Here is a 14,946-nt window from a genome sequence, read left to right on the forward strand (position 1 = left end):
TACATGATGTTGAACAGAAGATTGACCAAGAAAAAGACGACAGCATTGTCGTCTTTTTTATTATTAAACCTGAGCAATATTCGTCATTTCACCCTTGCCTGTTTCACGTGAAACATTATGAGGAAAATCCCCTCGACCAATCATGCCAAATTACATCAATATTTTTCTGAATCAGCATTGAGGTGACTTCTTCCGTAGCTCTATTATCACTAATAGAAAACTGTTCCAGTTCGCTATCACGATTGATATAACCCCCAGGTTGAGTGCTCGATTCCGCGGACATATGTGTAACACCACAAAGCACTAAAAAATCACGCAACTCAGCGGACTCTCGAGTAGAAAGTGATAATTCAACCTCAGGGAAACAGAGCCTATAAGCACAGATAAGCTGTATTAACTGCTGATCACTGATTAATGATTTCGGCTTAATTCCCCCTTCACACGGTCGTAAGCGAGGAAAGGAAACTGAAAACCTAGAACGCCAATATCTACTCTGTAAATATTCTAAGTGATGCGCGGCGAATACTGAATCTATCCGCCATTCATCAAGGCCAAGCAACGCGCCAATGCCAATTTTATCTATCGACGCTTTACCCAACCTATCCGCCGTATCAAGGCGATATAGAAAATCTGTTTTATTCCCTTTTAAATGATGTTGGGCATAAGTACGAGGTTGATATGTTTCTTGGTATACCAATACCGAATCAATACCTAGTGATTTTAGTTCTGCATACTCAAACTGATTGAGCGGTTGAATTTCGAGAGCAACGTATGAAAAATACTTTTTCACAATAGGTATCATTTCTCGAAAATAATCCATTCCTACTTTCGATTGATGTTCCCCAGTAACAAGTAAGATACTGTCATACCCTTTCTGTTTAATGACCTTTAACTCGGCGACAACTTCATCCTTATTTAACGTCTTACGCTTTATATGATTACTCATAGAAAAACCACAATAGGTACAATCATTAGCACAGAGGTTAGATAAATAAAGAGGTATATACATTGATATCGTATGACCAAAACGTTGCTTAGTTAACTGCTGTGATTGAGAAATCATAATTGGTAAGTAAGCAAAAGCTGCTGGTGACACTAATGTTTTGAAATCATCAAATGTCAATCGTATACCGTTACCGCTCTTGATTAAGCTTAATTCGACTTGCCTACCGCTTCGGCTGTACACATCCAGAGATAAACCATCCCAATCTAATTGCTCGAATTGTTTTAAATATCCGCTCATAAGTTATCCCCCTCGAACTTATGAGGTTCACCTACCGATGCTTGTGCTATAGATTTAAAAAAGTCGGTCATAGGACTACTAGCTTGCGCAAAATTCGTCGCTTGATTAGTACCAATATTCCAAGCTTTCCTCCCTGCTAAAACCGCTAAGCGAAAAGCATCAGCCATTTCAACGGGGTTACTCGCAGTTGCGATTGCAGTATTCACCAATACTGCATCAGCACCTAATTCAAGCGCTTTGCTTGCATCTGATGGATGCCCAATTCCAGCATCAATAACGACGGGTACATTAGCTTGTTCAACGATAATACGTAAAAACTCCTGAGCGATTACCCCTTGGTTACTACCAATAGGAGCAGATAGTGGCATTACAGCCGCACACCCTACCTCTTCTAATCGTTTACATATAACGGGGTCACAGTGACAATAAGGTAAAACAATGAAGCCCTGCTTAACTAAACTTTCCGCAGCTTGTAGGGTTTCGATGGGATCAGGCATCAGGTAACGACTATCAGGATGAATTTCTAACTTAATCCAATTTGTCGCGAATAAATCACGCGCTAACTGCGCCGCAAAAATGGCTTCTTCTGCACTACGAGCACCAGAAGTGTTTGGTAGCAAATTAACACCTAATGTTTTGAGGGTTTGATATAAATTTCGACTACCACTATCACCTAGTTGAGGGTCGACTCTCTTTAGTGCGACGGTGACTAATTCTGATTGACTCGCCTTAATCGATTCAGACATCAATTCGGTTGTAGCAAATTTTCCTGTTCCGGTAAAAAGACGCGAAGAAAATACTTTATCAGCGATTTTAAGCATCGTTTACCCTCCAACTACTGCACTAAATGTTGTTACCGAATCACCTTGTTCCAAAGTCACGCTCGACCATAATGAACTCGGTACTACCTGATAATTGATTGCCAACGCAATAGAGAGTGATTCAATTTCAAGTTTCTGCACCAAATCCAAAACGGTCGAATTAATATCGATGGTATAACGATTTCCATTCATTACTATTTCAATCATCTTCCTTCCCTCCCGATAGCCTATCTAGTTTAAAACGGATATGAGTATCCTCTTCAGTGACTCTTTGCTCTCTGCAGACAGCACATTGAGGGTCAGCAATAATCGAATACTCACTCCAATCTCCTCGCTTGCCATCTAAACGATATAGCCTATTTGTCGAAAAACTGATTTCCTGATGGGTAAGTAACTGAAGACAAGCTAGGCTTTGGTAATAGCCAATGATGCCAACAACAGGCGCAACAACTCCTAAATCAGCACAGTTTTTAGTTGCGGTGTGAACTTGAGGTGACTCAGGGAATAGGCAGGAGTAACAAGCTTGTTTTGGTGCGTAGTCCCAAATAGAGAATTGCCCTTTCCATCCTGTTACTGCTCCCGAAATGAGGGGAACTTTGCAACGATAGCAACACTGATTAATTTGCTGACGTGTTGGCATATTGTCACTACAATCAATGACAATATCAGCCAACGTGACTTCTAACATTAGTTGCTCATCGGTCATCCTACGTTTGATACATCGAACACGGCAATCTGCGTTTTGGCTCTCTATGGTTGCTTTAAGTGCATCGACCTTCGCAACACCTACTTGAGCCATGTTAAAAGAAATTTGCCGAGGTAAATTATTGAGCTCTACTTGATCATCATCCACTAACACTAAACGACCAACGCCAGATGCCGCTAAACTGATCGCGACATGATTACCTAGGCCACCACACCCGATAATTAGAACGGAACTATCAAGTAAACGAATTTGGGACTTTTCTCCCCACTCATGCAAGCAAATATGTTTGCTATAGCGAATAAATTGTTCATCAGTAAGAGAAGACATTGGCTTTACCTCTCTTCTCCAAAACATGGAATTTAGTCACGATCGATTCAAGCTGCTGGTGATCGAAATGGACAGCCCTTACAACTGCGACACCATCCACACCTGTTTGATAAACATCCTGAGCATTATCTAAATGAATACCACCTATCGCGACAGTCGGTAATCTTCCAAACGAACGAATTGCCGATGAATCAATAAAACTTAGATAAGCGGCAAGCTTATGCAGCCCCTGTGGTTTTGATGGCATACTTTTCGTTGTTGTCGCGAATACATGCCCTAACGCGATATAACTTGGCCTACATCTGATGGCTCGCAGTATTTCAAAATATCCATGAGTAGATATTCCAAGCCTAATATTGGCTTTAGTTAAGCAATCAATATTTTGCTGACTAATATCATCCTGACCTAAATGGACACCAAATGCCTGATGCTTTATCGCCAACTCCCAGTGATCGTTTATATAGACATTCGCTTGGTACTCTTTCCCTAGGGATATTGCGGAGATAATTTCTGATTCCAAACTTTCAGACCTATTATCCTTAATCCTAAGTTGAATCGTTTTGACACCATAGTCCAAAAGCTTTTTCAGCCATTTGGTATTATCAACAACAGGGTACAAACCAATCTCTTTGGATATCTCCGGAAAGAACGTATCAGAGCTGATAAAACTTATTTTGAATTGCCCTTCTTTAGCAAAGCAGAGATCAACAGGTACAGGAAAATCATCTTTCTTCACTGGCCAAGATGTTTCACGTGAAACATGTCCTAATACCCGCGCTAATGACAAACTATCTTCGAGCGTGAATTCCAGACAGAGTAACGTAAGCAGCCAACAGAAATGATAACGGATATTGATAGGCAAATTAGAAAATTGGGCTCCTATACCTTCGGTGCTATTTTCTAAAAACCATGCGTCTAATCCAGAAGCTTCCGGAGAAACAAAGATAGATCTGAGCAAAAACGGTGGGCTCAGCGAATAAGCAGCGTCACCCGATACTAAACGACGAATGTCTGTAGAATAGTGCAGATATAAGAGAGCCCCCGACACGTCATCTTGTTTCTCCCTCTTACTAATCCTACTTGGCAAAATATGGATTTGGTTTTTATCATCGAAAGAGATTGAAATAATGTCTCCAGATATAACTCTATACTCAATATCTATGGATGGTTCACAAAGTCCAAGTGTCTGCAGAAACTCCAGATTTTTTTCTAATTGTTGCATTACCATATGAGTATCGAGGCCATCAACAGCCAACAGCTCAGGAAGATCAACGTTCATTATGACCTTCCCTCCTTTAAATCAGATTCAAGATAGAGCTGAGAACCTGAATCAATAAATCGTTGCGACATCATTTCCATGCCTCCAGTAACATCAGCCACATCTATCCGATTACTTGATACCGAATGAGATTGGCTAGCTGCATACTGGCGAACTTCTTGGGAAATTTTCATCGAACAAAATTTAGGACCACACATCGAACAGAAATGAGCAATTTTCCCAGACTCTTGTGGTAGGGTTTCATCGTGAAGTTTTCTAGCGGTATCAGGATCTAGAGATAAATTAAACTGGTCTTCCCAGCGAAATTCAAAACGAGCCTGAGATAATGCGTTATCTCTAACCTGCGCTCCTGGATGCCCTTTCGCTAAGTCCGCAGCATGGGCAGCCAATTTATAAGTAATAAGACCTGTTTTTACGTCCTCTTTATTAGGTAACCCTAAGTGTTCTTTAGGAGTGACATAACAAAGCATCGCACAACCAAACCATCCGATCATAGCCGCGCCGATCCCAGAAGTAATATGGTCATACCCAGGTGCAATATCAGTAGTTAAAGGGCCTAAAGTATAAAATGGAGCTTCATGGCAATGCTCCATCTGCTCATCCATGTTCTCTTTAATCATATGCATAGGCACATGACCAGGGCCTTCAATCATGACTTGGACATCATGTTCCCAAGCAATTTTTGTTAGCTGACCTAGTGTATGTAACTCTGAAAATTGAGCTTCATCATTAGCATCAGCAATCGAGCCAGGGCGTAATCCATCGCCTAAAGAAAGAGCAACGTCATACTCAGCGCAAATTTGGCAAATCTCTTCAAAATGGGTGTATAGAAAATTTTCTTGGTGATGCGCTAAACACCATTTAGCGATAATAGAACCACCTCGAGAAACAATTCCAGTCACTCGATTTGCTGTGATAGGTACGTATCTCAGTAACACGCCACAATGAATGGTAAAGTAATCAACCCCCTGCTCTGCTTGTTCAATCAAAGTGTCTCGCATCACTTCCCAAGTCAGAGCCTCAGCAATACCATTCACCTTTTCTAGAGCCTGATACATAGGAACAGTGCCAATAGGAACCGGACTATTACGTAAAATCCACTCGCGTGTTTCATGGATATGTCGACCAGTAGATAAATCCATAATAGTGTCAGCTCCCCAACGAGTCGCCCACACTAATTTTTCTACTTCTTCCTCAATAGAAGATGACACTGAGGAATTACCAATATTAGCGTTAACCTTAACTAAAAAGTTATGCCCGATTATCATTGGTTCGGATTCAGGATGATTGATGTTATTGGGAATAATAGCTCGTCCTTCAGCGACCTCTTGGCGAACAAATTCCGGAGTAATATAAGAAGGAGTATTAGCAGAAAAGCGTTGACCTGAATGTTGTTTCCTCAATTGAGGGTCAACCAAATTATCTAAGCGTTGATTTTCACGGATGGCAATAAATTCCATTTCAGGAGTAATAATGCCTTTTCGAGCATAATGAAGTTGAGTAACACAGTGTGAATGTTTAGCGCGTCGAATTATAGTTTGGTTAGGGAAGCGGCTGTCATTAAGTGTACGATCTTCCAAACGTTCTAATGTATAGGTGGACTTAGAATTGGCTAATATTTCGGTATCATCTCGTTGTTCTATCCACTGACTTCGCACTCTCTCTAATCCTGACAAAATATCAATGGTTACATTAGGGTCAGTATAAGGGCCAGAGGTATCATAAACATAGATAGGGGCATTATCACGATACTCAGGGTTATCTTTGCTCCCACCGAGTAATGTCTTACTTAAGGATATTTTACGAAAAGGGACTTTTATAGTGGGGTTACCACCGAACAAATAGGACTTTTCTGAGTTAGGTAACGGCTCATTAGATAGTGATTGAATAAATTGTTTAGCGTGTAAACGGCTTTGCTTTCGACTCGACATAGCATTTTCCTCAATGAGTTAGATGGATAATGCTTGACGGATATATGCAACAAGAGTGATCAGTTAAATTGATCAAAGATAAGACAGAAATAGTAATAGAGCATTTCTGAGATGTGTCTTCTCTTGTTCCCTTCGCAGGTTCTAGCCTGATCAGGTTCAACGGATCCCGAACTAACGGTCTCAGCCATATGGCACTCCGACAAGTGAATTTTATTATATGCAAGCGAATTAAATACACAAAGGCCTTCTCTCATTGAACAACAAAAATGAGAGAAGGCCTTCAATTTAACATTTTATTTAAAATAAACTTAAGAACGCAGTAACCACTGATAGCCAACATAAGCCGCTGAGATACTGAATAGAACATTCAACAACACATTGAAACCTAGTTTAATGAATGCACCCTGCTCAATCATCAAGACGTTATCCATAGAGAACGTTGAAAATGTAGTTAACGCTCCTAAGAAACCCAGACCAACTACCTGACGCCATGGGTATGGAGCTAACCATTCGTTCTGAAAACATGCCATTAAGATTCCCATAATAAAAGAACCAATAATGTTGACCGATAGAGTGCCGTAAGGAAATGCTCGTCCAAACATGGTAACGGTCCACTCAGAAATTAAATAACGAGAACAAGCACCAAATGCTCCGCCTATAGCAATAAACAGCAAAATAGATATTTGAGTCATATCGAAATCCACATAGTAATATTTGCTTACTATTGTAAACAAAAAATCGCCAATGCTAAGAAATAAGTACAAAAATCATCACTTTCATTTACCACTAATCCTACCGAAAGAATAGATAATTAAAAAAGTTACAGTAGTCACTTATATCCGAATAAAAGTAGAATTGCTATAACGGGTAGATAAGACAGTAAAGTTCAGCATGATCAGATTTGTCTTTCAAAACCAAATCAAAAAGAACGAAAACTATAACAAAATAATCTCTGTCTCACAGTGGCTCAAGTTACATACTAAGGGGTAATAATATCTATCGAGCCAAACGATAAAAGAAGCCCAGTATTCTTATAGAACCGTAATTTAATGGCCTAAGGATCCACTTAGTTGAAAATCCTACTCTCTATATTTGACTGGGGCAAAAAGCCAGAAACAAAAAAGCCTCAGCTTTTACTGCTGAGGCTTAAAACTATTACAGGGAGGAGATACAGAAACTCACCTATCTTGGCACTCCAGCTCCCGACACAGGCTTTTTAAGCTCAAAATAAAAAGCCCTAGCTTTACTCCTAAGGCTTAAAATTACTCGGCCGGCATTCCGGAGATTCGACTGGACGGCAGTCCAGCAGCCAAGATACGCAACTCCATTAGTCAGATAACGAGTAGCTCTATCACTTATACCAATCGCACTAATTTTATGATCTAATATCAGCTTCGATAGGAGCTGATATGAACCCCCCTGACTTCCCAAAACTTATTCGTGAAACATCCGATGCGAGGATGCGTACGAGACTTCTTGCTATATCTCATTTCGTGGATGGAAAAAGCCGCACTGAGATCGCCAAATATTTAAAAGTCAGCCGTACCAGTGTCAATAACTGGGTTGCGACTTATTTAAAGAATGGTGTTGAAGGTTTAGTAGAAAAGCAGCATACAGGCCGTCCTCCACGACTGACTGAAGATCAGCTATCTCTGTTAAAGCTGTACATCACTTCCAATGCGATTAAACCTGAAGGTGGAAGACTACAAGGGACTGATATTATTGAATTCATCCATGAGGAATTTGGCCTATCTTACAGCTTATCAGGCATCTATAAGATATTGAGAAAGCTTAATTTAGTTTGGATAACCACTCGTTCAAAGCACCCAAAGCAATCTGTAGAAGCGCAAGAAGCTTTTAAAAAAATTCCCAATAGAAACGATCCTTAAGATCCCTGGGCATGTTGCTTTAAAAGATGTTCAAATCTGGTTTCAAGATGAAGCCAGATTTGGCCAGCGCAACACAACAACCCGAATCTGGGCAAAAAAAGGGACTCGTCCTAGGGCGGTACAACAACAGCAATTTGAGTATGCGTACTTATTTGGAGCGGTGTGCGTTAATACCGGAGAAACTGAAGCTATTGTTGTTCCTATGAGCAACATGGAAGCAATGAAGGAACAACTCAGACTCATTTCTCAATCAACCCCCACAGGCAAACATGCTGTCGTCATCATGGATCAAGCCAGTTGGCATCAAAGCTATCTAGCGGATTCATTCAAGAACTTGACTGTCATTCATCTACCTCCTTATTCACCCGAACTCAACTCAATAGAGCAGGTATGGAGTTGGTTGCGTCAGAAAGAAATAGCCAATAGGTGTTTTGAATGTTACGACGATATTGTCGACAAGCTGTGTAGTGCTTGGAATTGTTTTTGTGCAGACAAAAGCAGAGTCATTTCGCTCTGCTTTAGAGATTGGACCATATTGACCAGTTAATTAGTGTGATTGGTATTAGGAGCAATTCACCATGATTCAGATGTAAAAAAAGCCTTAGCATTGCTGCTAAGGCTTCAATTATGGCAGGGGTGGAGAGATTCGAACTCCCAACACGCGGATTTGGAATCCGCTGCTCTGCCAATTGGAGCTACACCCCTAAAACATTAAATTTTTTATATGAAAAAACCCCAGTCTAAGACTAAGGCTTTTAAATAAGTGGCGGAACGGACGGGATTCGAACCCGCGACCCCCGGCGTGACAGGCCGGTATTCTAACCAGCTGAACTACCGCTCCGCGAAACTGGTTTTTACCGTAAAGTGTCTAACACTCTACCGTTTAATTTAAAGCCTGGCGATGACCTACTCTCACATGGGGAAGCCCCACACTACCATCGGCGCGATTTCGTTTCACTTCTGAGTTCGGCATGGGATCAGGTGGGTCCAAAATGCTATGGTCGCCAAGCAAATTCTTTGTTGTTACCGCTACGCAGCAACAATTAATTCAGAAAGCTGTCGTTCTCACACAATCAAGTGTGTCTCTATATCGAGTCCGATACAAAACCTTTTTGGTGTTGTATGGTTAAGTCTCACGGGCCATTAGTACAGGTTAGCTCAACGCCTCACAACGCTTACACACCCTGCCTATCAACGTTCTAGTCTCGAACAACCCTTTAGGACGCTTATAGCGCCAGGGAAGACTCATCTCAGGGCTCGCTTCCCGCTTAGATGCTTTCAGCGGTTATCGATTCCGAACTTAGCTACCGGGCAATGCGTCTGGCGACACAACCCGAACACCAGAGGTTCGTCCACTCCGGTCCTCTCGTACTAGGAGCAGCCCCCTTCAATCTTCCAACGCCCACGGCAGATAGGGACCGAACTGTCTCACGACGTTCTAAACCCAGCTCGCGTACCACTTTAAATGGCGAACAGCCATACCCTTGGGACCGACTTCAGCCCCAGGATGTGATGAGCCGACATCGAGGTGCCAAACACCGCCGTCGATATGAACTCTTGGGCGGTATCAGCCTGTTATCCCCGGAGTACCTTTTATCCGTTGAGCGATGGCCCTTCCATTCAGAACCACCGGATCACTATGACCTGCTTTCGCACCTGCTCGAATTGTCATTCTCGCAGTCAAGCGGGCTTATGCCATTGCACTAACCTCACGATGTCCAACCGTGATTAGCCCACCTTCGTGCTCCTCCGTTACTCTTTGGGAGGAGACCGCCCCAGTCAAACTACCCACCAGGCACTGTCCTCATCCCCGATAAGGGGACCAAGTTAGAACATCAAACATACAAGGGTGGTATTTCAAGGTCGGCTCCACAATCACTAGCGTGACTGCTTCATAGCCTCCCACCTATCCTACACATGTAGGCTCAATGTTCAGTGCCAAGCTGTAGTAAAGGTTCACGGGGTCTTTCCGTCTAGCCGCGGGTACACTGCATCTTCACAGCGATTTCAATTTCACTGAGTCTCGGGTGGAGACAGCGTGGCCATCATTACGCCATTCGTGCAGGTCGGAACTTACCCGACAAGGAATTTCGCTACCTTAGGACCGTTATAGTTACGGCCGCCGTTTACCGGGGCTTCGATCAACCGCTTCGAGTTACCTCTAACAGCATCAATTAACCTTCCGGCACCGGGCAGGCGTCACACCGTATACGTCATCTTACGATTTTGCACAGTGCTGTGTTTTTAATAAACAGTTGCAGCCACCTGGTATCTGCGACTCTCAATAGCTCCAAGAGTAAATCTCTTCACCGTCAAGAGCGTACCTTCTCCCGAAGTTACGGTACCATTTTGCCTAGTTCCTTCACCCGAGTTCTCTCAAGCGCCTTGGTATTCTCTACCCGACCACCTGTGTCGGTTTGGGGTACGATTCCTTACAATCTGAAGCTTAGAGGCTTTTCCTGGAAGCATGGCATCAATGACTTCATCACCTTAGTGACTCGACATCGTGTCTCGGCCTTAGAGGAAACCGGATTTACCTAATTTCCAAGCCTACGCACTTGAACCTGGACGACCGTCGCCAGGCCCACCTAGCCTTCTCCGTCCCCCCATCGCAATTGTAAGAAGTACGGGAATATTAACCCGTTTCCCATCGACTACGCTTTTCAGCCTCGCCTTAGGGGTCGACTTACCCTGCCCCGATTAACGTTGGACAGGAACCCTTGGTCTTCCGGCGTGGAGGTTTTTCACCCCCATTATCGTTACTCATGTCAGCATTCGCACTTCTGATACCTCCAGCAGACTTTACAATCCACCTTCAACGGCTTACAGAACGCTCCCCTACCCAATACCTTAAAAGGCATTGCCGCAGCTTCGGTTTACAACTTAGCCCCGTTACATCTTCCGCGCAGGCCGACTCGACTAGTGAGCTATTACGCTTTCTTTAAATGATGGCTGCTTCTAAGCCAACATCCTAGCTGTCTAAGCCTTCCCACATCGTTTCCCACTTAGCTGTAATTTGGGACCTTAGCTGGCGGTCTGGGTTGTTTCCCTCTCCACGACGGACGTTAGCACCCGCCGTGTGTCTCCCGGATAGTACTTACTGGTATTCGGAGTTTGCAAAGGGTTGGTAAGTCGGGATGACCCCCTAGCCTTAACAGTGCTCTACCCCCAGTAGTATTCGTCCGAGGCGCTACCTAAATAGCTTTCGGGGAGAACCAGCTATCTCCGAGTTTGATTGGCCTTTCACCCCTAGCCACAGGTCATCCGCTAATTTTTCAACATTAGTCGGTTCGGTCCTCCAGTTGATGTTACTCAACCTTCAACCTGCCCATGGCTAGATCACTCGGTTTCGGGTCTATATCCAGAGACTGGGCGCCCAGTTAAGACTCGCTTTCGCTACGGCTCCCCTAAACGGTTAACCTTGCCACTGAATATAAGTCGCTGACCCATTATACAAAAGGTACGCAGTCACCCCATAAAGAGGCTCCTACTGCTTGTACGTACACGGTTTCAGGTTCTATTTCACTCCCCTCACAGGGGTTCTTTTCGCCTTTCCCTCACGGTACTGGTTCACTATCGGTCAGTCAGGAGTATTTAGCCTTGGAGGATGGTCCCCCCATATTCAGACAGGATATCACGTGTCCCGCCTTACTCGATTTCACCACAAATACGTTAACGGTTACGGGGCTATCACCCGGTATCGCGTGCCTTTCCAGACACTTCACCTGACGCATAAATGGCTTAAGGGCTAATCCGGTTTCGCTCGCCGCTACTACCAGAATCTCGGTTGATTTCTTTTCCTCGGGGTACTTAGATGTTTCAGTTCTCCCGGTTCGCCTCTTTAACCTATGTATTCAGTTAAAGATAACTGCTTATGCAGTTGGGTTTCCCATTCGGACATCGTAGACTCAAGTGGCTCTTACTGCCTCATCTACGCTTATCGCAAGTTAGTACGTCCTTCATCGCCTCTGACTGCCAAGGCATCCACCGTGTACGCTTAGTCACTTAACCATACACCCAAAAAAGTTTTGGGTTGATGAACAAGTCACCAAGGTTGTCTGCATTTTATACATGTTGCAGACTCGATATTGCCGGACTCAATTTTGAATACTTACTACTTAAGTAAGCTTCCAAGAACACTTGAATGTGTGTTGGTTATCTCATCAATGATAGATAATTGAGAACTTTCACAAACATTCTAAAAGAATGTTTTGTCAGCTTTCCAAATTATTAAAGAGCAAAGATTCACTTTCTATAAAGAAAGAAACCATTTTTAAGAACACTTAAGTAAATGCGCTTAAAGATGGTGGAGCTATGCGGGATCGAACCGCAGACCTCCTGCGTGCAAGGCAGGCGCTCTCCCAGCTGAGCTATAGCCCCATCGTATCCAACAAGAAAAGTGGTGGGCGATACCGGGTTCGAACCAGTGACCCCCTGCTTGTAAGGCAGGTGCTCTCCCAACTGAGCTAATCGCCCACATTATTTTGATTTCCTGTGGAAGGAAATGGTGGGTCCGTACAGGATTCGAACCTGTGACAATTGATTAAAAGTCAACTGCTCTACCAACTGAGCTAACGACCCATGGTATCCCGTAGGGGAGTCGAACCCTGTTACCGCCGTGAAAGGGCGGTGTCCTAGGCCTCTAGACGAACGGGACACTAAGATACTCTTTGCTTTCTAAACCGTATCAATCTGTGTGAACACTCATCGCAATAATCTTATCGTTAAGGAGGTGATCCAGCGCCAGGTTCCCCTAGCGCTACCTTGTTACGACTTCACCCCAGTCATGAACCACAAAGTGGCAAGCGTCCCCCCGAAGGTTAAACTACCTGCTTCTTTTGCAGCCCACTCCCATGGTGTGACGGGCGGTGTGTACAAGGCCCGGGAACGTATTCACCGTAGCATTCTGATCTACGATTACTAGCGATTCCGACTTCATGGAGTCGAGTTGCAGACTCCAATCCGGACTACGACGCACTTTTTGGGATTCGCTCACTTTCGCAAGTTGGCCGCCCTCTGTATGCGCCAATTGTAGCACGTGTGTAGGACCCTACTCGTAAGGGCCATGATGACTTGACGTCGTCCCCACCTTCTCCGGTTTATCACCGGCATTCTCCCTGGAGTTCCCGACATGACTCGCTGGCAAACAAGGATAAGGGTTGCGCTCGTTGCGGGACTTAACACAACATTTCACAACACGAGCTGACGACAGCCATGCAGCACCTGTCTCAGAGTTCCCGAAGGCACCAATCCATCTCTGGAAAGTTCTCTGGATGTCAAGAGTAGGTAAGGTTCTTCGCGTTGCATCGGAATTAAACCACATGCTCCACCGCTTGTGCGGGCCCCCGTCAATTCATTTGAGTTTTAATCTTGCGACCGTACTCCCCAGGCGGTCTACTTAACGCGTTAGCTCCGAAAGCCACGGCTCAAGGCCACAACCTCCAAGTAGACATCGTTTACGGCGTGGACTACCAGGGTATCTAATCCTGTTTGCTCCCCACGCTTTCGCATCTGAGTGTCAGTATCTGTCCAGGGGGCCGCCTTCGCCACTGGTATTCCTTCAGATCTCTACGCATTTCACCGCTACACCTGAAATTCTACCCCACCTCTACAGTACTCTAGCTGCCAGTTTCAAATGCTATTCCGAGGTTAAGCCCCGGGCTTTCACATCTGACTTAACAGACCACCTGCATGCGCTTTACGCCCAGTAATTCGATTAACGCTCGCACCCTCCGTATTACCGCGGCTGCTGGCACGGAGTTAGCCGGTGCTTCTTCTGCAGCTAACGTCAAATGATGAGACTATTAATCTCAACACCTTCCTCACTGCTGAAAGTACTTTACAACCCGAAGGCCTTCTCATACACGCGGCATTGCTGCATCAGGCTTGCGGCCCATTGTGCAATATTCCCCACTGCTGCCTCCCGTAGGAGTCTGGACCGTGTCTCAGTTTCCAGTGTGGCTGATCATCCTCTCAGACCAGCTAGAGATCTGTCGCCTTGGTGAGCTTCTTACCTCACCAACTAGATTAATCTCACCTGGGCATATCCTGACGCGAGAGGCCCGAAGGTCCCCCCTCTTTGAGCCGAGCTATTATGCGGTATAGCACTCGTTTCCAATGGTTATCCCCCACATCAGGGCAATTTCCCAGGCATTACTCACCCCGTCCGCCGCTCGACGCGTTAACGTCCCCCGAAGGTTCAGTTAACTCGTTTCCGCTCGACTTGCATGTGTTAGGCCTGCCGCCAGCGTTCAACTCTGAGCCATGATCAAACTCTTCAATTAAAGTTTTTTGTGGCTCAATGAATACTGAATAAATGACTGTGCCAAGAACCGAAGTCTTGATTGGTCACTCAGTTCATTGAAACCAATTGGAACCGAAGTTTCTCATTTGATTATCATCAACGAGTGCCCACACAGATGATAGGTTTAAATTGTTAAAGAGCTCGCTTTCAGATTTCATTCTCAAAGCGGACGGACATTCTAGCGACTTAAAGTTTCAGTGTCAAACCACTTTTTTCATAAATTTTTTCATCAATTTGATGAACCTTGAATGCCCTACTGATAAACGAAGACTTTGTTGCATCCCCGTGTCAGTGAGGGCTAGCATTATAGGTAAGCGAAGAAAAATGGCAATAGTTTTTTTTGCCATTTTTTCTATGTTTCTTACTGTTCGGATAAAAAAGAGACAAAAAGGGTCAAATTAGATGGTTTTGTTTACATTCTTTAAATCTATTAGCAAATAATTTCA

General features: G+C 44.1%; 8 protein-coding genes, 6 tRNA genes, 3 rRNA genes and 1 riboswitch. Of the genes, 1 reads left to right on the plus strand and 16 read right to left on the minus strand.

Going from position 1 to position 14,946, the window contains the following annotated elements; genetic code table 11:
* Positions 1–115 precede the first annotated feature (115 nt).
* The 7 genes from thiH to crcB form a co-directional block, all read right to left on the minus strand.
* Positions 116–1,243, minus strand: coding sequence for a 2-iminoacetate synthase ThiH (gene thiH, locus I1A42_RS16250; RefSeq protein WP_196124068.1), 1,128 nt, complete (start codon positions 1,241–1,243; stop codon positions 116–118).
* Positions 1,240–2,064 (minus strand): thiazole synthase, encoded by an 825-nt coding sequence (locus tag I1A42_RS16255; protein ID WP_196124069.1) that lies wholly within the window; start codon positions 2,062–2,064, stop codon positions 1,240–1,242. Before I1A42_RS16255 ends, thiH begins: the two co-directional genes overlap by 4 nt.
* Before the next feature lie 3 nt (positions 2,065–2,067).
* Positions 2,068–2,271, minus strand: coding sequence for a sulfur carrier protein ThiS (thiS, locus tag I1A42_RS16260; protein WP_196124070.1), 204 nt, complete (start codon positions 2,269–2,271; stop codon positions 2,068–2,070).
* Positions 2,264–3,097 carry a HesA/MoeB/ThiF family protein gene (locus I1A42_RS16265; RefSeq protein WP_196124071.1) on the minus strand — a complete coding sequence of 278 codons (834 nt, stop codon included), beginning with the start codon at positions 3,095–3,097 and terminating at the stop codon, positions 2,264–2,266. Before I1A42_RS16265 ends, thiS begins: the two co-directional genes overlap by 8 nt.
* Positions 3,081–4,376: a thiamine phosphate synthase gene (gene thiE / locus I1A42_RS16270; protein ID WP_196124072.1), complete on the minus strand. Its 1,296-nt coding sequence runs from the start codon at positions 4,374–4,376 to the stop codon at positions 3,081–3,083. Before thiE ends, I1A42_RS16265 begins: the two co-directional genes overlap by 17 nt.
* Complete coding sequence (thiC, locus tag I1A42_RS16275; protein WP_196124073.1) at positions 4,376–6,307, minus strand: phosphomethylpyrimidine synthase ThiC; 1,932 nt, start codon at positions 6,305–6,307, stop codon at positions 4,376–4,378. Before thiC ends, thiE begins: the two co-directional genes overlap by 1 nt.
* 110 nt (positions 6,308–6,417) lie before the next feature.
* Positions 6,418–6,516: riboswitch (TPP riboswitch) on the minus strand.
* A 99-nt stretch (positions 6,517–6,615) separates the two neighbouring features.
* Positions 6,616–6,999, minus strand: a complete 384-nt coding sequence (crcB, locus tag I1A42_RS16280) for a fluoride efflux transporter CrcB (protein WP_161153780.1) — start codon at positions 6,997–6,999, stop codon at positions 6,616–6,618.
* Positions 7,000–7,716: 717 nt separating this feature from the next.
* On the opposite strand from crcB, the gene I1A42_RS16285 reads away from it, so the two are divergent.
* Positions 7,717–8,743, plus strand: a protein-coding gene (locus I1A42_RS16285; RefSeq protein WP_196123473.1) for an IS630 family transposase whose coding sequence is annotated in 2 segments (ribosomal slippage) — positions 7,717–8,166 and positions 8,168–8,743 — 1,026 coding nt in all. Because the reading frame shifts where the segments join, the coding sequence is not laid out codon by codon here.
* 81 nt (positions 8,744–8,824) lie between these two features.
* Here I1A42_RS16285 and I1A42_RS16290 read toward each other — a convergent pair.
* From I1A42_RS16290 to I1A42_RS16330, 9 genes are all read right to left on the minus strand, one after another.
* Positions 8,825–8,901, minus strand: a tRNA-Trp gene (locus I1A42_RS16290).
* A 59-nt stretch (positions 8,902–8,960) separates the two neighbouring features.
* Positions 8,961–9,037, minus strand: a tRNA-Asp gene (locus tag I1A42_RS16295).
* Between the two features lie 52 nt (positions 9,038–9,089).
* Positions 9,090–9,205, minus strand: a 5S ribosomal RNA gene (gene rrf / locus I1A42_RS16300).
* A 113-nt stretch (positions 9,206–9,318) separates the two neighbouring features.
* Positions 9,319–12,207 (minus strand): 23S ribosomal RNA (locus I1A42_RS16305).
* A gap of 293 nt (positions 12,208–12,500) precedes the next feature.
* Positions 12,501–12,576 (minus strand) — tRNA-Ala (locus I1A42_RS16310).
* Between the two features lie 20 nt (positions 12,577–12,596).
* Positions 12,597–12,672 (minus strand) — tRNA-Val (locus I1A42_RS16315).
* Between the two features lie 29 nt (positions 12,673–12,701).
* A tRNA-Lys gene (locus tag I1A42_RS16320) sits at positions 12,702–12,777 on the minus strand.
* A gap of 1 nt (position 12,778) precedes the next feature.
* Positions 12,779–12,853, minus strand: a tRNA-Glu gene (locus I1A42_RS16325).
* A gap of 68 nt (positions 12,854–12,921) precedes the next feature.
* A 16S ribosomal RNA gene (locus tag I1A42_RS16330) occupies positions 12,922–14,480 on the minus strand.
* The 16S, 23S and 5S rRNA genes sit together here with 6 tRNA genes alongside, the layout of an rRNA operon.
* Between the last annotated feature and the right edge of the window lie 466 nt (positions 14,481–14,946).

The organism is Vibrio nitrifigilis (assembly GCF_015686695.1).
In the GTDB taxonomy this organism is placed as follows: Bacteria; Pseudomonadota; Gammaproteobacteria; order Enterobacterales; family Vibrionaceae; genus Vibrio; species Vibrio nitrifigilis.